The sequence below is a fragment of the Colwellia sp. MB3u-55 genome (assembly GCF_014076785.1).
Lineage (GTDB): Bacteria > Pseudomonadota > Gammaproteobacteria > Enterobacterales > Alteromonadaceae > Colwellia_A.
Genome location: NZ_JACGUS010000068.1, coordinates 40685 through 64324 on the forward strand (window position 1 = coordinate 40685; position 23640 = coordinate 64324).

14 protein-coding genes are annotated in these 23640 nt (G+C 32.7%); 10 read left to right on the forward strand and 4 right to left on the reverse strand.

All coding sequences use genetic code 11. The features are described from left to right. Window positions 1-94 precede the first annotated feature (94 nt). The 6 genes from H4J66_RS02150 to H4J66_RS02175 all read left to right on the forward strand — a co-directional run bounded on the left by H4J66_RS02150 (window position 95) and on the right by H4J66_RS02175 (window position 5080). Complete coding sequence (locus H4J66_RS02150) at window positions 95-976, forward strand: hypothetical protein (protein ID WP_182169967.1); 882 nt, start codon at window positions 95-97, stop codon at window positions 974-976. A gap of 165 nt (window positions 977-1141) precedes the next feature. Beyond that, the gene (locus tag H4J66_RS02155; RefSeq protein ID WP_182169969.1) at window positions 1142-2140 is read left to right on the forward strand and encodes a tetratricopeptide repeat protein; all 999 of its coding nucleotides are present in this window, start codon (window positions 1142-1144) and stop codon (window positions 2138-2140) included. A gap of 65 nt (window positions 2141-2205) precedes the next feature. Continuing rightward, window positions 2206-2706 (forward strand): hypothetical protein, encoded by a 501-nt coding sequence (locus tag H4J66_RS02160; protein WP_182169971.1) that lies wholly within the window; start codon window positions 2206-2208, stop codon window positions 2704-2706. Between the two features lie 136 nt (window positions 2707-2842). Further along, entirely contained in the window at window positions 2843-3424 is a 582-nt protein-coding gene (locus tag H4J66_RS02165; RefSeq protein ID WP_182169974.1) for a hypothetical protein, read from the forward strand. Between the two features lie 182 nt (window positions 3425-3606). Then, on the forward strand, window positions 3607-4542 hold the full coding sequence (locus H4J66_RS02170) for a hypothetical protein (protein ID WP_182169977.1): 936 nt from the start codon (window positions 3607-3609) through the stop codon (window positions 4540-4542). 130 nt (window positions 4543-4672) lie between these two features. Beyond that, window positions 4673-5080: a hypothetical protein gene (locus tag H4J66_RS02175; protein ID WP_182169980.1), complete on the forward strand. Its 408-nt coding sequence runs from the start codon at window positions 4673-4675 to the stop codon at window positions 5078-5080. Between the two features lie 306 nt (window positions 5081-5386). Here H4J66_RS02175 and H4J66_RS02180 read toward each other — a convergent pair whose 3' ends face one another. Continuing rightward, the gene (locus H4J66_RS02180; RefSeq protein WP_182169983.1) at window positions 5387-6778 is read right to left on the reverse strand and encodes a replication endonuclease; all 1392 of its coding nucleotides are present in this window, start codon (window positions 6776-6778) and stop codon (window positions 5387-5389) included. Between the two features lie 241 nt (window positions 6779-7019). Between H4J66_RS02180 and H4J66_RS02185 the strand changes: the two genes are divergently transcribed. From H4J66_RS02185 to H4J66_RS02200, 4 genes are all read left to right on the forward strand, one after another. Then, window positions 7020-7568, forward strand: coding sequence for a recombinase family protein (locus H4J66_RS02185; RefSeq protein ID WP_220463173.1), 549 nt, complete (start codon window positions 7020-7022; stop codon window positions 7566-7568). 138 nt (window positions 7569-7706) lie between these two features. Next, a complete protein-coding gene (locus H4J66_RS02190; RefSeq protein WP_182169986.1) occupies window positions 7707-11978 on the forward strand; it encodes an NACHT domain-containing NTPase in 4272 nt (1423 codons plus the stop codon). 174 nt (window positions 11979-12152) lie between these two features. Further along, entirely contained in the window at window positions 12153-15833 is a 3681-nt protein-coding gene (locus H4J66_RS02195; RefSeq protein WP_182169989.1) for a hypothetical protein, read from the forward strand. Between the two features lie 186 nt (window positions 15834-16019). Continuing rightward, complete coding sequence (locus tag H4J66_RS02200) at window positions 16020-17660, forward strand: DUF4041 domain-containing protein (protein WP_182169992.1); 1641 nt, start codon at window positions 16020-16022, stop codon at window positions 17658-17660. Between the two features lie 851 nt (window positions 17661-18511). Here the strand turns inward: H4J66_RS02200 and H4J66_RS02205 are convergent. The 3 genes from H4J66_RS02205 to H4J66_RS02215 form a co-directional block, all read right to left on the reverse strand. Beyond that, window positions 18512-20803, reverse strand: coding sequence for an FdhF/YdeP family oxidoreductase (locus H4J66_RS02205; RefSeq protein WP_182169995.1), 2292 nt, complete (start codon window positions 20801-20803; stop codon window positions 18512-18514). 12 nt (window positions 20804-20815) lie between these two features. Further along, the gene (gene fdhD, locus H4J66_RS02210; RefSeq protein ID WP_182169999.1) at window positions 20816-21607 is read right to left on the reverse strand and encodes a formate dehydrogenase accessory sulfurtransferase FdhD; all 792 of its coding nucleotides are present in this window, start codon (window positions 21605-21607) and stop codon (window positions 20816-20818) included. Window positions 21608-22469: 862 nt separating this feature from the next. Further along, window positions 22470-23444, reverse strand: a complete 975-nt coding sequence (locus H4J66_RS02215) for a transposase (RefSeq protein ID WP_182170002.1) — start codon at window positions 23442-23444, stop codon at window positions 22470-22472. Window positions 23445-23640: the final 196 nt, after the last annotated feature.

A 23640-nucleotide genomic window follows, 5' to 3' on the forward strand; every position in this document is an offset into this window, starting at 1 on the left:
GAGCGAAGTAGAATACGTTCAATTAAAGTTACCTTTTCTTATAGTTAAAAACATACCAATTTAAGGATTCTGGTTTATCAACAACGGAACTGTCATGAATATGCAAACTCATAATGTTGAGAAAAAATTCAAGTATTTAACTTATGGAGCATTTGCTTTCTTTTTAGCTGTTTTCATTCTTACTGTTTATATTCTTATGTTTCCTGATTCTGAGAAGAACAGTGTACAAATTATTGCAACAATAATAATTTCCTCAACATTTGGTCTTCTGACTTATTTTTCTTTGAAAACTATTTTATCATTTAAAAAGTATGATATCAGTCTTGATGGTGTTGGAATTTGGCGTAGCTATCAAAGTAAAGGTATTGGCTTAATTAAATGGTCTGAAATAAAAATATTCAGAGAATATCAATACCTTCAAAAAATTCAGTTGTTAAATATCAAGAATGAAAAGTTGATAGATATTCATTATCAGTTAAGTAACTTTTCTGATTTAAGAGATAAATTGGTTGAGAATATTGAGCCTAACTTCAATCATACAGAGCCATTCACACTTTATGCACCATTAACTTTTCATCTGTTTTGGTTAGGTGGGAGTATTGCGTGGCCTTATCTTTTTTACCAAACTTTTGTTTTAGAAATGAATGTACTGTATGCAATACCTCCATTTTTTTGTACTTTAGTTTTCATTTTTGTTTATACAAGATCAATAATAAAAATCACCTTTGATGAAAGTAAGGCTAGATCATTTACATTCTTCAAAAAAGAATATTACCCTTACGACAAAATCCAAGAAGTAAAAATTCAAGATGATTCAGAAGATGGTAGTCGATTCTTGATGCTTTTAGTTATTATGAATAATGGAGATGCTTTTAAATTACCAAAGCTTAGTTCTAATGTATTAGAAACTTACTTTAAGCTAACTGCACTAATCAATAAAAATAAAGCATATACCAATACAATAGAAGATGATTGACTGCAATCGGCACATTTGAGTCCACTAATCATTTTACGCAATGTTATTAATAGGTCACAGCCACTGTAGAGCGACAAGTGGACGTTAATTTTTATTTTTAATTAATAAAAATTACAAGCCTGTCACCTCATACAAAATCATAAAAAGTATAAATAAAAACTTACTATGTCATCAAAACTAAAAGCATTAATTAAACAGCTTGAAAAAGACCCTCGAAATTTAGATCTTATCAATGAAGTAGCTATGGGGTATTACCAAACCCCTGATATGATTACCAATGACGAAGATCTAAAGTTATTTAGGAAAGCTTACTTAATTAAAAAAACAGTAAAAACGACTAATAACTTAGCTTGGCTGCTTTATATCGAATATGGCAACACAGACCAAGCCATAACAATAATTGAAGAGTGTATTGCATTAAAACCCAATTCATACTTTCCTTACAACTTACTTGGTTATATTTTGTTAGATGAAGAAAGGTTTGATGAGGCACTTTATTATCTATCGATCGCAGAAAATAAGTCTGAAGCAAGAGATGTCGTCAATAATATAGGTGTCGCATACTTTAAGCTTGGTAACTATGAACAAGCCCATAAGTATTTTAAGAAAGGCTCACTTCTACAAGATGTTGAAAATAGATCTTTATACAATTTAGCAGTTACGGCACTTGCGCTTCAAAATATTGAGGAGACAGAAGAACTGCTAGTGACCCTTAAGGGCAACCTACAAAACGAATTTATAGATCCTGTTTGTAATTATGAAATCGCCTCTATTTATGTAGCTTTAAATCAATATGAAGAAGCAAGCAACTTAACAATTGAATTAGGTCTTAATGGCATAGACTTAGCTGATTGGCCTGAGTTAGCTTATTCACTGTTTAGATCTCACCAGTCACTATTTGATAAAACAATTTCTGAATCAATTGCTGAAAGAGAAGAGTGGATCGTAGAGCTAGAATCTGAACATGATGATTGGGAGGATTATTCTTCTTCTGAGAAGCTAGAAAGAATTGAAGAATTTCGTACAGAGATATTGATTAGGCGAAACTTAAAGTCTAGTTTTGATAAAATAAAACCAGATAGCAAATTGGAAATTATAAACGAATATTGTGGTTGTTTGTTATTCGATTGCAAACAACACAACAATCCTTTAAACGATCTTTAAGTGAATAATAATTAGTTGTCGAACGGCTGTTAATGGCAAAATGAGTAAATCAAAAGGAGGGAGGTTTGTTAGAGTTCATGCCTATTGAAAATTGGATAATAATGTTGGTCGTGATATTAATCTCGCTTTATCCAACGATCTTTAAAGGGAAAGTAGAAGTTGGAAAACTAAAGCCTAGAAAGCTCTTAGCTTTATTTGGAGTTCTGACTGCTGGCTTTGCTTTTCTCATTTTGTATGGTTATTTTACAGGAGGCTTTGATGGTGAAGAAAGTGTTGCTTGGCTAATCATATTAGAAGTCTGCTTAGTTGGAGGAGCTATTGCTCTTTTCGGAGAGGGGTATTTGGTCAAAGGTAAGTATAATGACCAATACATCGAGTTCTATACACCTTGGTCTGGTCTCAAAAAAGAAAAATGGAGCAACTTAACCAAAGTAAATCACCGTGTATTAAATGCTTACTACGCACTGCGTTTTGATAATGGAACAACGATAAGAGTGAGTGATACCTTAGTAGGTGCTCCAGAATTAGTAGAGCACATAGATGCTCTAAGAATTAACATTGATTAAAATGAAATTTAGTCCGATTTTGGCACATTAGTTGACGTAATCTCTTGAAAAAATTAAGATTAGTTAAGAGAGAACAGCAGCCGTTAGCAAATTAAACTTTCCCACTTAATGAAGCCTGTAGAATCTTGGAGGTACTATGAACATTGACGTTATTGAAAATTGCTTTCCAAGTTATCTGAAAGATGATATCAACATAGTATTTAGAGCTTTAGATTTCTGTTCAAAACACGAACCATACATGCCCTTCGAAGTGCAAATAGACCAAGAAAAGTTGGTAATTCCACAACGAATATATTGCGATGAACATCAGCTTAAGAAATTAATTGAATTAACACCCATTCAACAAACTATCGGGTTTTGTTTCTTTTCTAGGCATCATGATGGTTATGTACGTGAGCGTTGTATAAGGCAAGTATTTAACGTTAATGAAAAATTTGTTATTCCGTTTATTGTTCAATTATTGGGTGAATACGTAATCGAAATTATTGAGAGTATCTACCAAGCAAAAGATAATATCGATAAGTCACATATACAAAGTTTTATTGAAGAAAATCCTGAACATTATTACCGCATACACCAAAGGGTATACAGCTATTGGGATTGCTTTTATCGTCATGCATACCCTAAATATAGAAAGCATGTAAAACCTAGTGGCGACACTGTTTTAGATTATCCTGCTATTAAATTTTTAAAGTTTATCAATAGTAATGTCGCGTAAAAGCGATTCTTAAAGCTAATTTTTAGGGTCTTAGCGACAGTATCTGATTGGCCTTAGTTGACGAACCTTTGAAAATATTAAGGTTAATTACGAGCGATAAGCGGAAGTAAAATTTCGAATCAAATCAGTACAAATCAAAAAACAATTGAAGTAAATCAATTCAAGGAAGGTTTAAAATAAACATGTTTCTTAAATATCTAACAACTGTAATTCTACTGCTTATTACAAGCTTTCATCTTAGTGCGGCAGAGCGCATAAAAGGAACATCAATTAGTATTGATGCTCCGTCCTTTTTACAACCCGCGATTCAGTTTCCTGGCTATTTAGACGAGGAGTATGGAACTTCATTAATGGTAACTGAAATGCCAGAAGCTCCACTTGCTGAAGTTTTAGACGGGATGACAAAAGATGAGTTTTCAAAAAAGGGAATTAAATTAATTAGCTCTGAAGATATTATGTTAGGGGATAACCAAGGAAAGTTATTACATTTAGAGCAAAGGGCATATGAAATTGATTTTTTAAAATGGATGGTTATTTTAGGAGACGAATCTAAAACAATTTTAATTGTGGCTTCTTACCAAAAAGCAATAGATGAAGTTTATGCGAGTGAACTAAAAGCATCAGTTTTATCAGCAAGATGGAATAAAAAATCAACTGTAGACTTCTTTGAAGGTATAACTTTTAGAGTTAATGAAACAAATAGTCTGAAAATTGCAAATAAGATGGGAAATAACCTAATACTCACTTTGAATGGTGTATTCCCTTCACTTGATAAAGAGGCACCTTCTTCTATTGTCGCAGCAAGTTACTTTACGACTGATGACATTAGTGATTTCACAAAATTTACAAAAGAAAGGCTTTTTAAAAGTGGCCACTTGAAAGGGGTTAGGATCATTGACCAGAAAAAACTAGAAATTAATGGTATTGCTTCTGTGAATTTAATCGCTTCTGCTACTGATATTAAATCGAAGGAAGGTCGCTTCTTACATTTTACGATGATTTATACTGAAGATAGCTACTATATAATTCAATCCGAGTGTTCTTTGAGTGACCGAAAGCTATATCAAATTGAATTCGAGCAGCTAATGAATAGCTTCAGGATACACCCCACAATTTAGGTCATTAAAGGTGGTAGTTTCTTTCAAACAATAATTATAAAATAGTAATAAATAAAATCTGCATGAACCAATGAAATTTAAGTATAAACAAAGTCGTCCCTTTAGCAGCTTATTCTGTATAGGTGTGAGTATGTGGTTATTTTACATAGTCGTAATACCTTTTATTTATCTTGATAAGGCCTACTTTCTGTCCCTATTAGTTTCCCCTATATTAGTCATTATTTTATGGGTTTCGTATTATCATTTAAAAACTTATTTCAAATTACGAGGTGTTGATAGGTTTATAATACTTAACGATAAATCTATTGTTTTCCCTGAACTAGGTGATTCCTTAAAAATAATAGAAGTTTATTATAATCAAATAACTGATATTTATTATGGTACTGGCCGTCATAATGCAGTTATCAGTTTGATAATCAAATACGACACTGTTGGTCATGCTTATATTGATAATACGCAATTAAGATATGAAGATTTTGAATCCATTTGTGATATTTTAAAAACCAAGCTGTCTAAACAAAAAATATTAATTAAATAATAAAGCAAAGTCATCAAGGCACATAACTATTGGCATAAAGTTAACATAAACTACTTACAACCTTCATGTCCGTTAAGAGCCTTGTGTTCAAATGGTCTATGCATAGCATTTCCAATCATCCAAATATAGTTCTGAGAGCCATAAATGATTATTCGTATATTTGTTCAATTATCGTTTTATGTTCGTAATTCATGTGTGGGGGGCTGTCGCACTCTCTCGTCAATGATCAAAAATGTTTGTATGCAGCATAAGCCAGTTGCTACTGCTGAAGTCATTACGCATGAACAGTATCTTAGGTAGTCGAAGTTAACGATTGCAGATAGGTTTATTTTTAATCATACAAAATAAGTTTAGTGATAAATAATTTATTAGCTGCTCATATAAATCTGAATATCGTTGTTTGAAAATGAATTCTTTACTTCCAAAACTAAAGCCTACGACCTTATCTTTTTGATAACTATTTTTATTAATGATTTTAGATAGATTATCTTTTAATGGTGTTGATAAAAATTTATGAAATTCATTTTTTCTGGCAAAATTGAGCAACGTTTTTAGATGTTTTGGAGTTCGAATATTAACTTTTGAGTTTACAAACTGTTTTAATAATCGCCAATTGCCAAGGCTATTCTGTAAGCCAATAAAACCAAACCTTCTGTAGTTATATTTATTAGCGTGAGCTGCTATTTTTTCAGCTTCTTTAGAAGTTATTTTCGTGCTTTTCGAATTAAAAGTTTTAAATAAATAATTAGTTTCTTTTGATAATTCAGTACTGTTGGTACTGGAGCTGTTTTTTATCTTAATAGAGTTTTTATTGAAACTCGCTTTCAATTTTTTAAAAGCAGATTTCGTATAATGAGTTAACCATTTATTAGTTATTTCAAGTTCTTCTTCTGATGCATAAATTAGTAAATGCCTATGAATTGCTCCACTTTTGTTCGCTTCTTTAACCCAAAAACCATATGGAGCGATATTTAATTTAGACAGCTTTCTCAACGTATTTTCCCAAACTGTATTTTGAAAGTCGTTTGCATCTAATGGCGTAGACTTTTTATCCCACGAATTAGCTTTATTAATAGGATTGATATGGAAGATGGAAGGGCATGTAATTGTTGCTGATAACCAATGTTTTCCTGTCTTTCTGGATAATATTTCAAGCTCTTTAATTGTATTTTTAAACTCTAAATGTTGAGCTTTTTTTGAATGAACATGGTTTTTAAGTGACGATAGAGAACCTGAACTTGAGAGTAATACATTGTTTTTAATTGCATTATCATATAACTTATTTTTTATCTGGAACTTACTTAAAGTAATATCTGTAACATACTCAGAATTTGATCTTACGAAGAAATAGACTTCTTTATATACATCTCTTAATGCATTTAATTTTTTGCATAAATGATTCTTATTTAAAAGTGTTTTTAATTTTGCTGTGATTTTACGACCAGAAATCCTACTCAGTTGTAAGCCAAATGCTACTGGAAGATTAAGTGTTATTTTTAGGTTATCGTCAGTAGGGGATAATAGAAGTAATTCATCGTCTTCTGATTTACTAATGTTCTCATTGAAATATTGAATAATCGTTTCACTAATAGGCATTAGATCATTGAAATGCACTAGTTCTATCGGTGAAAGCTTTGATATAGCTTCATATGATAAGTATGAGTCGTAATATTTCGTTTTATTTAATATTCTAGACATCTCTACATCCTTGCCAATCAATTTTAAGGCAATGAAAATTTATCCAATAACTGAACGCATAATATAGGTAAATTGCTTCAATGTCTTTATTTATTAAGGGGGGAGTTATACTTATAACTACCAAGTGTCCATTAACCTCTAATCAATGACACTTATTTCTGAAGGTAATTATGTGTCTCTTTAGTCTTGTTAAATCAAAAATATATGTATTAATGAAATAAACATAACTTAAGGAACACAGATGATAAAAATAGGCTACGTTAGAGTATCTAGTGATCAACAATCATTAGAATCACAAATTGAATTTTTAAATAAAATCGGTTGTGAAAAAATTTATATGGATAAGGTGAGTGGAAAGTCTTCGTCAAACAGAATTCAATTAAACGAAATGATCAATTATGTAAGAGAGGGCGATGTTGTTCATGTTACTAAAGTTGATCGGATAGCTAGAAATACAGTAGATGCATTAAAAATAGCCGATCAGCTTCAAGCTAAAGGTGTAGGCATCATTTTTCATGATCTAGGTGAGATCGATATTAACTCAGATGTTGGACGTGTAATTTACACAACGATTAGTGCTTTTGCCGAGATGGAACGGAAACGAATATTAGATCGTTGTAATGAAGGGCGCGCGCGCGCAAAAGCTGCTGGCAAAAATTTAGGTAGAGTCAAAGACGTAATACTACACAAAAAAATTAATGAACTATTTAATGAGGGAATGAATAAAAATTTGATAGCCAAATCCCTTAAATGCTCAAGAAGTACTGTGTACAGAGCATTAGCAAATTAAATGTATATTATTGATCTCATATAGTTTTAATAACTGATAGGATTAATTAATATTTCATTACTCTCATCACCTTTTTAATGTATTTATGGAAGAGAATCCTTTTATTCAAGGATAATTTCATTATGGAGCTTCTTGTTTATGATAAAAATAGAATTAAATAGCATCGGAATTAAAGGGGAAAGTAAGCAAGACTCTTTTGAAGATCTTTGCATGCACCTATGCTGTCGAAAACTAAAAATCACATCTATTGACTCATACAAAAACCAGCCTGGTATAGAAGCAGAACCATTTGATATTAATGGAGTGAAACATGGTTTTCAGGTTAAGTATTTTGAAAATAAGTTTGACTGGTCTCAGATATCACATTCAATTCTTGGAAATAAAAACACAATAACAACAAGTAAAAATATTAAATTAATTTATCCTGAAAATGTGTTTAAAACGTATTCACTGAATAAGCTCTATATTTATTCAAATAAAGAAAAAACACTAAGTGGAAGGAATAAAACTAAACCTGAAAAATTACTAATTGATTTAGCCAATAAGTATAAGTGCGAAATTCAATTTATATGCGAAAAACCATTATCTTTTGAATTATCTAAGCCTGAAAATCTAGATTTAGCCCATTTATACTTTGGAGTTAGTGATCAGTTAGGGTTTGTGAAAAACTCATTAGACTCAGAAAAAATTACCTTTTTGAATTCAGATCAATATTTAAGTTTACCTTTTTATGACAAAAAAATGAGGATGTTCAATGACCTCGATAAAGTTTTATTGAATACAAGTAACCCCGTTAGATTGATAGTAGGAAACCCTGGTTCAGGAAAGAGTATTTTTATACAAAAGTTACTTCTTAAATTAGGTGGTTTAGATAAGACTAATGAAAAAGATATGCTTCAAGTTATAGATGTTCAGGGAGCTATTCCTGTATTAATTAACTTAAGAGATTGTGTTTTTGAAGGTCTAGAATCAATTATTCGAAATAGAAAGTCAGATTATAAACTTCATGGTAAACCAATAAAGTATACATACCTATTTGATGGTCTTGATGAAATTGATGAAATTAATTCTGATCAAATACTTTCTTTCATGTTTTCTTTAAGTAGAAAAAAATCAACAAAAGAAATAATTGTTACATGTAGAAAGGGAAACATTAACAAATTAAAGTTCAATAGTTATTTTGATAAAGTTGATGAATATTTAATTGCTGATTTAGACTCAAATTACATATTAAAGTTTTTTCAAAGTAAAGGTGATAAGGAAAAGGTATCAAAACTTCAGTTACTAACTAAGTCAAACATTAGCTTAATTGATGAAATTAAAGATGTTTTGTTGGCAGATATTTTATGGCAAATAATTGAAAGTGTAGATGGTAGTACTGGTGTTCTAGATTTATTTAGTCAGAAAATAGATTTCTTGTTAGATAGCCCTATACATCAAAATCATTTGGGAAGGTTAAATTTACTTGAACCAAAAAAAACTAATATATTAGAAATAGCTCAAGATATTTCATTTGAATTTCAAGACAAACGTAAAGGTAAATTTCAATTTAGGTTTTCTTTACAAGATTTACAAAAAATTGTTCTAGAAAAATACCAAAGGTTAGATTATAACTCGGTCAACTTAATCATTAGTTACATATCAGACTTGTTTTTTGATTTTTCATCAACAGCACATTCTAATTCTTATATGTTCAAACATAGAAGATATCAGGAATTTTTTTTTACGAAGCGTTTAAAGCGTGAATTTGAGGTTGATCCGTCAATTATTAGAGACTTAAATTTATTATCTAATAGGGAGTATTTTGAAAATATATTCTTGAAATATCTACGTAAAGAATACAAATTATCTTTAAACCTAGTTGGCTTTGTAGAGCTAAATTTAATTGATGTTTATTTAGGAAAGCATTCAGGTTTCGGTGTTGATGAAGCATATTATATGAACTCTAATGAATTCATCCCTTCATTATTATCTCAAGATATAGCTATATATAATGAAATTATGGAAGATGAAGCTTTGCATGTTGAAGAAAAATTAACCATTAATATTCCTAAAGTGGACTATCATTTTGAAGTATGGGCTAAGGACCCTAGTTCATTCCAAAGCAGTGACTACCTTAGATCTATTTATGAACAAGGTATACCTAAATTAATCAGATCTACAGTGGAGTTTTGGAAGGCAGATAAAAAAGAGATAGCATTATCAAATTTAATTAAGTTAAATAATCTGCAAGAGCAATTTAATAAATTTCAATTTATAGAGAAGTTTGATCAGGATATGAACGATCCATACTGGTCTTGTATTGAAGATTGGATATTCATAAGAATAGTCATTAAGGAAGATGAAATATCATCGGTATTAAATATCCTCCGAAAAAATTATGAAGATGATTCAGAAGGTAATAATTATTCATATAAAGAAACTGACAATCAAAGATTATTCAGAGCTTTTGTCAATGTTTGTATATTAGGAAATACGAGTGAATTATTTGATTTAATTGATGACTTTAGTGACTTCGAAAAGTACGAGGTAGCAGCAGTATTTATCAAACTTGAACACTTACCTATTTTATTTAAAACACATTCAATTCAAGAAAAAATTAAATCTATCGTTACAAACTTTACAAGTGATATTGATAAAAATAATTTATTTATATTATTTTATAAAAAAATATTTGATATTGAAATTACCGCAGTAGAGCGTGAATTTGCATATTTAAAGCTCAAAGAGTTTTTAAATGAAAGGCCTGTTGATAGAAGATTTTCTAACTCACACTATGCATATGCAATGTTAGCGTATGCATTAAATGAAATAACGTTTGAGAAGTATTTAATTGCCCAGAGTGGGCATCGTTTCAGATACTTTAACGAGTTAGGTGTGTTTTCTGCCGTTTTTGATGGCTATTTAAATTTGCTACAAGGTAATACATCATTAGAAAAGGTAGGTGAACAATATATTCGATATGTAGATTTTTATTACGAAGGAAGAGAAAGAAATCAATATTTATCTTGGGATATGGCTTCTTTGTGGGCAATTATGTTTTCTTTCTCTAAAGATAAAACTAATTCTAAGAAACTAGTGATAGACAGAATAAAGCTGAAAGACGATTCGTTTAAAATGTTTAAATTTTATTCTGATTTAAACTCGCTTGATCCTAGTTTATTCAATCTTTTAGTAAAAGAAGACGATATTCGTGATTTTGAGAATGAATTGAAAGAGTGGGATGATGATTATCAAAGTTACGTAGATAGGTGTTTTAGTTTAAGTAAGTTTTATGTTCACATAAATAAATATAAAGCTAAATTATATTTTCAAAAAGGTATCGATGAGGGAATACTTAGGCATGGCTGGAGGAAAGATACGATTATAAGTGTCTTATTAGTTGAGGCACTTGAAATACTATGGATAAATAATTACGCGAACAAAGACGTTTTGAACCAATACTCTCAAAAGGTTTTTGATATGACATTACGTGTGACAGCTATAACTGATGGTAAAGGCACATGGCATGGACCATACAATTTAATAGAGTGTATAGCTAAATTTGATATTGAATTAGCAGAAAACTTTAAAAATAGCTTAATTGAAAATGTAGGACGTAGAAATGCATCAAATTCAGCTCTAGAGACAGTTATATTAGGTAAAATAAAAAGTGGATATCCACTAGAGGAAATTCATAACGATATCTCCGAACTATATAAAGAATATACCTATGAAGGAAATGTTCATACCCCTTATTATGAGCAAAAGTTTGGTATGTACGTTGAGATAGCTGATAGTTGCTTATACACACCTGAAGAAAACAGAGAGTCATTTCAAAATGCTTGCGGTATTATTGAGTTAGTTAAAGATCAAAAAGTAAAAAGCTTTTTACAGGATAAATACGACTATCAAATTAAATTAATATTTCAGAAACTTTGTAGCAAGTATTCATTTCCGTTTGATTTAGAATTAAATGTAGATCCTGCTCCAGAAGTTAACGATAATGAAAGAGCATTTATTACAAAGTTAGAATCTATAAAAGAAAAGAATGGATTAGAAGAATTATTTAATAATTTAAATAATTATGAATCTAAAGTCACTTTAACCAAGCTCGAATCTTGGACTCTTCTCATAGAAAAAACTTTAACAATATTTGGTGATATAGGTCTATTCACTAAACTACTTAAAGATAATAGTTATCCGCATACCAATTGGTATAGTAATAATTCAAAGTATTTCCATATGGGGCTGTCAGTTGCGATATCAAATATTGAAAGTAAGAACGAGATATTTGAATATTTGGCTACCGAAACAGGCCATGGTGGATTTTATAACTTAATAGAAACTTATTCTGTTTTAAACGACAAAGAAATGTGCATTCAACTTTTTAAACGTTATGTGAAATTTTGTGAGTTTCTAATTAAGTAAAATAACCAACTTTATTTAACTAATAAGAAAAAATATACATCGTTGAGAGGAAGAACCATGGATAAGTTAGTCGAAGTCGAGTCTTTGAATAAATAAGATGCTGAAGAGCTTGTTTAAGTTATGACATAACTACAAATACAGAATGTTATTTTAAAAACAAATGGATATTTTAAAATGAATACAGATGAAGTAATAAGAAAATATTTAAAGAGATACTCAGCAGTTGAAGCTGCCGCTGTATTTTCCGCATTATCCTTGAAACCAGCATACCAATCAAATTTATGCCGATTAGAAAAAGCGGTTCATTATTGTTTATCTTATTGCAAAGGAAAGCTTAGACCAGATCCTAAGTTTATAAATAAACTGTTCTTACTTATGGAGGAGCAGGGTATAGCTTCAATGGAAGATCCTGCGGAGAACGTATTTACTTCAAATTTATGGCTAAACGATAAACCATATCAAGTACCATTAGGGCTTTGGGAAGGAGGAATATATCAAACACAGCTATTTTTAAATGTACTAGATAATATGCCAAAAGTTGATGCGTTTTTAACTTTATATGAAACCATCAGTCAAATATTGAAAGCCAGTGATAATATTCTAAAACGTAATAGAGTGCCATTGAATAAGGTTGGTGGCGACACACCGTTAGATACTCTTAAAAAAAGCGACACTTCAAATATTACAAATTTAATTTTGTCAGCATTGGTAAAAATTGAAAATAAGGATTTACTACCAACTTTACAGCCAAATGAATGGACTGAATTATACAAGCAAGACTTTGGAAATACAGGCCTTGAAGAAAAGCCATTTATTAATTTCAAGAATCAAGTTTATCTTATTCTCCCTTCCGCAATAACAACATCAATAAGAAGGTTGATCTATGTATTTTGTAAGGACAATAATGTTTTCAGCCAATTTATTGATTCTTTGGCTGTTGAGCTTGAAAAGAAGCAGTTTGAAACAAGATTACTAGGGAAGTATGATCACGCCCCCATCAGATATCGCGAAGTCCCTAACGTTAAAGGCTGGTCATCTAGTGAAGTTCTTTTAAATTTTGATGAAGGGTATTATTTTCATTTTGTTTTTCTAATGGATAAATTAGATAGCTTTGATGAAGATTGGTTTAGTGGTTTTACTTCTGATGATGAACAACTATATGACTATATTGATAATAGAATTAATCAAACAAAAAGTGTGATAATTCAAAAAGATAAAAAAGCGAAAGGCTGCTCGATAGTTGTTCCTTGCTCATTCGGTAGAGGAGTAATGATAAAATCTGACTTTAAAAATGATGAGTCTTGGATTTCTCAAATGATACCACCAGATGATCTGGATGTTTTAAGCCATGATAAAGACTGCTCTCCACATAAAATTTGGAGAATTTTAGAGTCTGAATACAAGATTAAGAAAATGGGAGCTAAACTTTTTAACTTTAATGGTTTTTTAAATCTTTATGCTTATTCAAAAGAGCAGAATTATAACCTTATTCCTCATGAACAATTTCAAGAAGCTGGTCAATCACCAGAATCCATATTTATTGCCATCCCTACAAACAGTCAAGTTGGCCTTAGAGAACAAGTTTTAAATGATTGCGATATTAAAAATGCATTTCATAAAGAGCATGGGTTCATAAAGGTTAGAAGGGGGTTTGTAGATAGTATTTTCATTGAAAACGATAGGTATGATTTATATTGTCCAATAGTAGTTGATCGAAATACACTTCAAGTTTTATATCAAAAAGACGGTATATCGTTATGGATTGAGATGGAAATTGTTGAAGGTGTAGAATTTTCTCTACAGTTTCAAATTTTTGAGGCGACAGTAAGTTGGGTTCCTCAATTAGTAAAAGCTTTGAATGCTGAAAAAATATCTATTTCAGAGATTAAAATTTGGAAAATTAATTTTTCATTTCCTAATAATATTCGATTAAAGAAAGATATAAATATTGAAAAAGTTGTCCAATCGGAATCATCACTCTTTAAAGATAATGTCCTAACTTCCTACTTTAATGAAGATCTGATTAATGGTCTTAATCTACCGATAAATACAGCAGAAAAAGCAATAATATTTTCTTTTTTAAAACACATAAAAGCGAATGAAAATATAATAAATGATATTTTCTTAGATGATTTTGCAAGACATACCCATTCTTTTCAAGCAAATGGGTATCGTGAACATTTAGACATTCAAATTGATAGGAAAGAACCTATAGTTGTTGAGGGCACGGATGATAAAAATATAAAGTTAGGTATGGGCTGGAAGGATAACAAACCAAATGAAAATAACCTTATTAAAGGAAAAGAGTCCTGTAAAAAGTATCTTAGTGAAATTGTTGGTTCTACTTGGGAAAAAATCAAAAGTAGATTGAAAAATCTTGATAGAAAATCGTTGATTAGAAAGCTATTAAATAATTTAGAATTAAGTGAGCATCAGAAAAATAGATGGCATAGAACCTATAAAGCTAATTTATCCTTACATGTAAATAAAGAAGATCTTTCTAGGGTTGCCTCAGAAAAAATAAGTCAATTTAATGGTTCATCATTAGGCTCAAGATTGTTAATAGAAATGGCTGTTTGCGAAGCTGCTTTAGATGGAGGAAAAAAAGCTGGTATTTTAGATATTCAGGAACTTTTATGTTTAACGATGACAATGCATGTTCTAGGTGGTGTTTCTGAAGCTATAAATTGTGATGTGATTGAACCAAGATTGGTAATCTCAACTTTTGGAGATATTTTATATGATCATAATTTTTACGATACCATTGTCTCGCGATACCACAGTTCAAATCAGCAGAGTGACTTTCAACACTCAGTTGAAAGCTATATAACTCATTTTGACGAGAATAAACCAATTGCTAGTGTCAAAGATCATTTTGAGGATGAATTTCTTGATGCATGGTTTAATGAATTTCAATTTGATATTGATGAGGCTAGAAAGTTTATTGATTTTATTGAAGATTATGGGCTTAAGTTAAATAAACTTGTTTTTGAAGTGTCTTATTCCACTTTAACTAAAGCTTTCCCTACAAGCGAATTGGAAGCATATATTAAAGTCTTATCTGTTTTGACTATTTATCCTAGAAAAAACTGGACTGATATTCCAAAGCCGTTCAAAAAAACTGATTGGCAACCTTGGAAGTTTAGAAGACGATTTTCTAATGCATTCAAGCCTATTGTAGAAATAAATGAGCAAAAAGACTTATTTATTTCCCCTGAGCATATAAGGAGAGGTTTTTTTCATCTATTGAAAAGTACCTATCAAGCTCATTTGGATGAAGATCATTTTACATCAAAAGAAATGCGTAAGTGGATTGGTAAGGCTAGATCAAAAGCAGGGTTGGCTTTCAACACTAAAGTAGCAAAAAAATTAAATTCTCTTGGTTGGAATGTAAGAGAAGAAATTAAAATAACTGAAATATTAAATAAGAAGTTGATCGACCTAGGTGACATTGATGTTTTAGCTTGGAATGATAATCTTAATGTAGTTTTAGTTATTGAATGTAAAGATCTTGAGTTTGCAAAAACTCAGGGAGAAATAGCACGACAGCTTAGTGAGTTTAAAGGGGTAATTAATCATAAAGGAAAGAATGACAGACTATATAAACATATATTAAGAATGCGTGAGCTTGGATCTGATCTTGATAGGGTTTCAAAGTTTACTAACTCTAAGGAATTAGTCGTATTAAAACCTTGTGTTTTGTTTTCTAGAATTGCACCAATGAACTTTACAAACTCATCGGAGTTTAATAAGGATATTAATTTTTTATGTTTTGAAGAAATAGAAGTATTTTTACAGAAGTATGAGATTAATGATGAGCCTCTTTTGCATAATAAAAATAACACTTATGTTTGATTATGTATTTTCATAAAATGTATAGGCTTTTATAGCGGTATTAAAATGTTTTGGATCGGTATTGGGTCTTTTTAGTACCTAATATATTAGCTGAAATTAAATGGATATTGTTTTCTAGTTCACTTTTAAGACAATATGTTTATCAAACACGATACATAATATATTTAAAAAAATAAGGATATTTTGATGGAACAATATGGTGCAGGGAATACAACAACTTTAATAATTACTCTTATAATATTTATTACTCCTCTTTTATTTGCATGGTTATCAAAACGAAAGCGTAAAAAAATCGAAGCTGAATTTGAAATAACTAAAGAAAGGCTAAGTGTTGCTCAGAATCAAGTGGAAGAATTAACTGAAAAATATAGTTCAATCATTGATATAGAATTACATACTCAACAGCTACTTGGTGAAGCAGAAGAAGCTTCCGCATCTAATATCTCGCAATCAGAAATTATTCTCGCTAAAGCAGAGGCTAAAGCGAAAGACCTTTCAATTACAAGTCATTCGAAAGCAGAAGCACTGGTAACTGATGCCGAACTAGAAGTAGTTAACATTAAAGCAGAATCTAAAGAATTAAATGCTATTGCGAATCAAAAATTAAAGGATACGAAGGAAAAAGTAGTAGTTCTAACTAACGAAGCTTATGAAGAAGCAAATCGAATTGTTGAGTTAGCTAAAGTTCAGGCACAAGAAATTGCTGGCGATGCATATGATGCGAAGCTAAAGGCAGACTCATATGAGACTGCAATTAGAGCGATGAGAAATACTATTGAAGGATATAAAGATGATTACATCATCCCAAATCACTCTGTATTAGATGATTTAGCGGAAGAGTTCAGCTTTAAAGATGCAGGTGAACAATTAAAGCAAGCCCGTAAGCGGGTGAAGGATATGGTTAAGCAAGGTCATGCTGGTGATTGTGATTATGTTGAAGCTCATAGGAAGACTTACGCAATTCACTTTGCTGTAGATGCATTTAATGGAAAAGTAGACTCGGCATTAGCAAAAGTTAAACATGATAACTTTGGAAAAATTAAACAAGAGATTATTGATGCTTTCGCATTGGTTAATCACAACGGAGCACCTTTTAGAAGTGCGAGAATTAATCAAACATTTTTAGATGCTCGCCAAGACGAGTTAAAATGGGCAGTTTCGACACATGAGTTACGCCAAATTGAATTGGCAGAGCAACGTGAAATTAAACAGCAGATTCGCGAAGAAGAAAAAGCTAGAAAAGAAATGGAAAAAGCAATTAAAGAGGCTGAGAAAGAAGAGCGATTAATTCAGAAAGCTTTAGAAAAAGCTAGAGCTGAGTTAGCTAATGCCAATGCAGAACAGCGTAAAGAATTTGAAGCACAATTAGCTGATTTAGAAGGTAAGTTAGAAGAAGCCGAAGAACGAGGCCAGAGAGCAATGTCAATGGCTCAACAAACCAGACGTGGCCACGTTTATGTTATTAGTAATATTGGTAGCTTTGGTGAGGATGTGTTTAAAATTGGTATGACAAGACGATTAGAGCCATTAGATAGAGTGAAAGAGCTTGGTGATGCTTCAGTACCATTTTCATTTGATGTTCATGCTATGTTGTATAGCGAAGATGCACCATCTCTGGAAAAAGAATTACATAGACGTTTTAATCGAGAATCAGTGAATAAAGTTAATCCTAGAAAAGAGTTTTTCAGAACATCACTAGCCGAAATCAAGCAAATGGTAGAACAGCAGGGGGTTACTGAAGTTCATTGGACAATGAAAGCTGATGCCACAGAATACAGGGAATCTCTTGCTATTGAAGCAGCTCAAAAAGAAGAGCAAGTTGCTTAAGAATACCTCTGCGATTGTTAGTCTGAATTTTAATAATATGGTTAGGTGGGTATAAAAAATACGTTACGTTTTTATATTCTATCTAACAGTATTCGTACTTAATAACACTGTCATTTTTAAAGTTGTATTAGGCATAATCCTATCAATTTAAATCCCTCATCCTTTATTAATATCTTCATAAATATTATGAATTGGATTAATAAAAAATAACTTTTAAATTATATTATTATAAATAAACTGCTTTTGTACCCCTATGTGTACCCTTTTTAATATATATTTAAATTGTCCTTTTAAATCAATGTGGTTTCATAATCGTGCCAAAGAATCGTAGCTTGGTTGCTGGAATCGTTCTTTACTGGAGAATATTGTTTAGTCATCCGTATTTACTGGCCTTTAATCAATCTACTGTTGTTTGTTATTGTTTTTTTATTGTCATTAAATGATGTTTTAAATTTTTATACACACAGCTGCCTACATAAAGTTTTTATGTGTCTGCAGAAAATATGAAGCTTACAGAAAAATAATTAAAGAAGCTACTGGACAAACATAAGATAACCCACTGATGTCACCGACCGATACTCTATAAGTCTTAGGGTATCTAAATAGGTAAAGTTGTTTAGCAATATAGATATAAATTTAATAATCAGTCTATTCGCTTAACATTAGATATTACCCTAGCATGTCATTGAGTGATGTACGAAGTAAAGTACATCACTTAAAGGTTTGTTATTAGGTCACACCAGTCGCGCCTCGTAGTTTTAATTCAGCTATATAAATTTAACTCTATCGGTTATTAATCAAGAAGCATATTTTTTCGTTATTGATAGGTAACCGATATATCTAGCTAAGACCTATTGATGGTTATTCATTTTTTCAATAGATATTGGTATCGATTTATATGTTGGGGTACCGCATTCGTCAGCGATACTTTCTAACGGCACTAAGGGATTTGTTTCTGGATAATAGGCAGCCACACAGCCTGAGGGGATAAGGTATTCAACAATTTTAAAATTAGAGAGCGAACGTTCTATGCCATCATTTGATACGGTTGTTATTTTGACATGATCTCCATTTTTTAATGCCTGTTTATCTATATCTTTTGCACTCATAAAGATGATATTACGTTCGCCATATACACCACGGTAACGATCATCCATTCCATAAATAGTGGTGTTGTATTGATCGTGTGAACGCAGTGTTTGCAGCGTTAGTACCGGCTTTTTAGTCATTAACTGTGCACGCTCATGTACTAATTGGTCTGGTAATCTAGCATCACTAAAAATGGCTTTTTTTATTGGAGTACGCCAATGGCGTTGTGCTGCTGAATTTTCTAAGTGGAAACCTCTACCTGCTTTTATTCGGGAGTTATAGTCATCAAAACCGGGTATAACAGCACTTATTTCTTTACGAATTAACCCGTAATTACCGGCCAGCGTATTCCAGTCGACTATTTTATCGCCTACTGATGCCAAGGCTATTGCAGCAACAATAGCTGTTTCTGAACGTAGAGTGTTAGCTGCTGGTTCATTTTGACCCGTTGAACTGTGTACCATACTCATTGAGTCTTCTACCGTAATACATTGTTCACCGCTAGATTGACGATCTATTTCTGTACGGCCCAAGCACGGGAGAATTAGCGCACGTTTACCTGTTATCACATGGCTTCGATTTAATTTAGTACTGATTTGTACGGTTAAGTCACACTTTTTTAAGGCCTTGTGAGTACGCGTGGTATCGGGTGTTGCCGCTGAAAAATTACCGCCTAAGGCAATAAATACCTTAGCCTTACCCTCAAGCATGGCATGAATAGACTCAACAGTATTAAAGCCATTATCACGAGGAACATTAAAAGAGTAACGATTCTCTAGTGCATCAAGAAAGTCCATTGACGGATTTTCATTGATCCCCATAGTACGATTACCTTGCACATTTGAATGACCGCGTACCGGACATGCGCCAGCCCCTGCTTTGCCAATATTACCCCTGAGCATTAGTACGTTCACTAACTCTCGTACTGTAGCGACAGAGTGGCGGTGTTGGGTAATCCCCATCGCCCAAGTGAAAATAACCTTATTACTACTGGCATAGATTGTTGCTATCTGTTCAATGTTTTCTCGAATTAAACTACATTGATCAAGAATTTTGTCCCATTCGCTTGCCGCAACACTTTGTTGATATGCTTCAAAACCATGGCAATGTTTATTGATAAAGTCGATATCGAGTACTGATTTATTATGCTCAAATCTTTCAAATAAACATTTAGCGACGCCACGTAATAACGCCATGTCTCCGCCTAAGCGAGGGGTGAAATAATATTGACTGATGGTAGTCCCTGTTAAGAAGATCATTTCTTTTGGGCTTTGTGGGTCTGAAAACTTTTGTAATCCACGTTCTTTTAAATTGTTAACGGAGACAATTTTAGCTCCGCGTTTACTTGCTTCACGCAAGGTTCCCAACATACGAGGATGATTAGTGCCTGGGTTTTGGCCGAAGACAAAAATGGCGTCAGCTTTAGAGAAATCGTCCATAGTCACCGTACCTTTACCTGTACCTAGACTATTTGTCATGCCTATGCCAGAGGCTTCATGACACATATTAGAGCAGTCAGGAAAGTTATTTGTGCCTAATACTCGACCAAATAACTGATATAAGTAGGCCACTTCATTACTCGCTCGACCAGAGGTATACAATAATGCTTCATTGGGGGAGGAAAGTTGCTGTAGGCTAGTGCCAATTACTTTAAAAGCTTCTTGCCAATCAATTGGCTGGTAGTGATCACTTATTCCATCGTAATACATTGGTTGGGTTAAACGGCCACTTTTCTCTAGTGAATGATCATCCCATTGTTGTAATTCTGTTATTGAATACTGTTTGAAAAAATTGCTATCAACACGTTTACTGGTGGCTTCCCATGCAATGGCTTTAACGCCATTTTCACAGAAGTCTACTTTCCCGGCAGTGGTAGAATCACCCCATGCACAACCAGGACAATCAAAACCACCTGGCTGATTTGCTCTGAGTAATGCTTTAACGCTTTTCGCGGCATTTTCACTTTGAATTAAGTGTTTAGCTGAGCTTCTTAGTGCTCCCCAACCACCAGCAGGTGAATAATAGGCAGGATTGTTTTTTGATGATTTAGACATATAAATCCTTTATTAGGCGTAACGTTTTAGTTGCCCATGTTGGAAGCAAAATAAGGCTATTTGTGATTTGCGAGCTGAATTAACAGCTAAGTCAGTCGGCTGTGCTAGCGTGACTAACGTTGTTAGATATAAGCGAGCTGCCTTGGCAATTAAATCATGACTGCAGCGGCTTGTTATTAAAGCAAAACCATCATGAGTCAGTAGTTTTTTATGCGACAAACAACCCAGCAATTTATCTAACGCTGAATGGCGACCCACATCTTCTCGAAAGGCGATCATTTTAGCAGATAAATCAAAAAATGCAGCGCAATGATTTCCTCGGACACTCCCCGATTTTTTTAAAATACTAGGTAAGGCATCTCTTGCTTGAATAATAATTTTCTCAGAGGGTAATTGAAACGATTTTACCTCATTTTGATGAGGCTGATGTAATGACATAGCAGCTTCAATAGAGTCAAGGCCACAAAGCCCACAGCCACTTGGCCCAGCCATCGTTCTACGTCGTTGCTTTAATCGATGTTGAACTCGTGCTAAAACCATAATATCAACTTGCCATCCAGAGACATGTGAATGAACAATGATATCTAAAACTTCGTTAACCGAATGAATTAAGCCTTCACTTAGACTAAAACCAAGTGCAAAGTCTTTCAAATGCTCAGGAGATGCCATCATTACCGCTTGGCTAATGCCATTAATACTAATTGCAATAGCTGCCTCAGTAAGCTGCGCTTGATGCAACTCTTTCTGAGGAAGTTCAGCAATTTTTTTAGTGCAGTTAAGATGCTCTATAATAAAATTCTCCAAAGTGTTTTTATCTTAAAAGAGTGGCGCTTTGCCATACTATCGACAAAGCTATTCTATTATACAATAGGACCAGTAAGGTTTTTAATTACCTCAAGCATATTTTCTCGAACGCTCAGTGTTTTCAACCATTACACTAAAATCTGTAGTATTAATTTCTCTCCAGACATCATCATCAATTTCAACACCATATTCAACCGTATATTCTTTGTTTTTTAATTTATTCAGAACTAATAAAATAACTTTTATTTCATTGTAAAGAAGAGGTTAAATCTAGCCGTGAGCTAATAATCATCAGAAGAATTAAAGAAAGAATTAATATGACACTCGTGGTAAAAAGCTAAACATACTCCAATATTTATGGAATCCTCACCTATAAGAGATATTTTGACAATATATTTGTGTGTTAAAGAAAGATGTAGTCAATTTTCTCCCTAAATAACATTTTTTGGCAAGGTTATTTCCCCAACGTCATGGTTTCATAATTCACACCTGTTTTAATGTTTTCAAGCAAAGAGTTTACTGCAATGGCTTAAATTATGTCGTCGTTTAAATTGCTGATGCTCGCAGTAATCACTCAGCACATTTTCGTGGCCGATAGCACCATGAAATTGTGTTTTAAATTCGGTGGTGATGATTAACCAGTTGTCCACTGAAATGAATTAATAAGACACTCATGATAAAAAGCTAAATAGATGACAAATAAACTCCAACATTTATGGAGTTCTCACCTATAAGAAATATTTTGACAATATATTCGTGTGTTAAAGAAAGATGTAGTCAATTTTCTCCCAAAATAACAATTTTTTGGCAAGGTTATTCACCCAAAGTCATGGATTAATAATTCACACCTCTTTCAATGTCTTCAAGCAAAGAGTTTATTGCAATGGCTTAAATTATGTCGTCGCTTTAATTGCTGATGCTCGCAGTAATCACTCAGCACATCTTCGTGGCCGATAGCACCATGAAATTGTGTTCTAAATTCGGTAGTGATGATTAACCAGTTGTCCGCTGAAATATTTAATCGCTTCAGTATCTCCGGTTGTTTTTGTTCGATGAAACCCCGTTTATCCCCGCTAATACAGCGGCCAGTTAACGCAATTAATTGAAGATAGTCGGCGAGTTCAAAAGGTAGCCCCTTGGGCATGTTTTTTCTAGGGTTACCAATAAAGGGAAGCAAGGTATTGGGCTGTTGGCCCTTTTTTGCCTCTTTACAACGACGTTTTATGCTGGTGTGGGCTGAGCTCTCTGGTGTCTTTGCTATATTAGCTCGAATAGGGTTTAAATCAACATAGGCCATACAAGACGCTAGAGCAGCTTCATCCAATAACGCTTGGGATTTAAAGCGTCCTTCCCAAAATCTACCGGTGCAGTTATCTTCTTGGTTAGCCGCTCTTGCAATACTTTCATTGATATACCCCATAAACCAACTGATTTTCATCAGGCGTTTTCGATAGACCTCAGCGGTTGCATTAACCTCATCAAGTAAGGGTTGAGCTAAGAGCTCACCGTTGCAATATTGTTTGGTCAGTAACGTACCTTTGTGTATGCGGTGCCAGCGCACAAGTACGTCAGTCATTGTCCACTGCTTCGCTTTTTCTTCATCAATAAATAACACCACATGATAGTGATTACTCATCACCGCATAGGCACAAACCTCAATCGCAAAAACTTGCGTTAGAAAATGCAGTTTGTCTTCCACCCAACCTCGCCGGTGCTCAAAACTTTGACCTGAAAAGGTATCTTCACCACATAAGAAAGCGCGTCGAACACAACGCGCCACACAATGGTAATAAGGCGTGTCTACTAAACTGATTTGTTGTTTCCTTGGCGTGGCCATAACTCACCTAAGATAAAATAGCTTGGTTACTCTAGCTTAGTACAAAGGTAAAACTTGTTCAATTTAGGATGAGTGTCTTGTTAATTTGTTGTTTAAAGAAACAGCGATTGAGGAGGTGATTTAAATTTGTTCTAAGATGTTTCGTTTGTGTATTAAATAAATTAAAAAAAGCAAAGTGTGATCACTTTGCTTTTTT

What these genes read in the sequence shown, in the direction of transcription:
- H4J66_RS02150 (WP_182169967.1), top strand. Translation starts at nt 95, where the DNA reads ATGAATATGCAAACTCATAATGTTGAGAAAAAATTCAAGTATTTAACT.
- H4J66_RS02155 (WP_182169969.1), top strand. Translation starts at nt 1,142, where the DNA reads ATGTCATCAAAACTAAAAGCATTAATTAAACAGCTTGAAAAAGACCCT.
- H4J66_RS02165 (WP_182169974.1), top strand. Translation starts at nt 2,843, where the DNA reads ATGAACATTGACGTTATTGAAAATTGCTTTCCAAGTTATCTGAAAGAT.
- H4J66_RS02170 (WP_182169977.1), top strand. Translation starts at nt 3,607, where the DNA reads ATGTTTCTTAAATATCTAACAACTGTAATTCTACTGCTTATTACAAGC.
- H4J66_RS02175 (WP_182169980.1), top strand. Translation starts at nt 4,673, where the DNA reads ATGTGGTTATTTTACATAGTCGTAATACCTTTTATTTATCTTGATAAG.
- H4J66_RS02180 (WP_182169983.1), bottom strand. Translation starts at nt 6,778, where the DNA reads ATGTCTAGAATATTAAATAAAACGAAATATTACGACTCATACTTATCA.
- H4J66_RS02185 (WP_220463173.1), top strand. Translation starts at nt 7,020, where the DNA reads ATGATAAAAATAGGCTACGTTAGAGTATCTAGTGATCAACAATCATTA.
- H4J66_RS02190 (WP_182169986.1), top strand. Translation starts at nt 7,707, where the DNA reads ATGATAAAAATAGAATTAAATAGCATCGGAATTAAAGGGGAAAGTAAG.
- H4J66_RS02195 (WP_182169989.1), top strand. Translation starts at nt 12,153, where the DNA reads ATGAATACAGATGAAGTAATAAGAAAATATTTAAAGAGATACTCAGCA.
- H4J66_RS02200 (WP_182169992.1), top strand. Translation starts at nt 16,020, where the DNA reads ATGGAACAATATGGTGCAGGGAATACAACAACTTTAATAATTACTCTT.
- H4J66_RS02205 (WP_182169995.1), bottom strand. Translation starts at nt 20,803, where the DNA reads ATGTCTAAATCATCAAAAAACAATCCTGCCTATTATTCACCTGCTGGT.
- H4J66_RS02215 (WP_182170002.1), bottom strand. Translation starts at nt 23,444, where the DNA reads ATGGCCACGCCAAGGAAACAACAAATCAGTTTAGTAGACACGCCTTAT.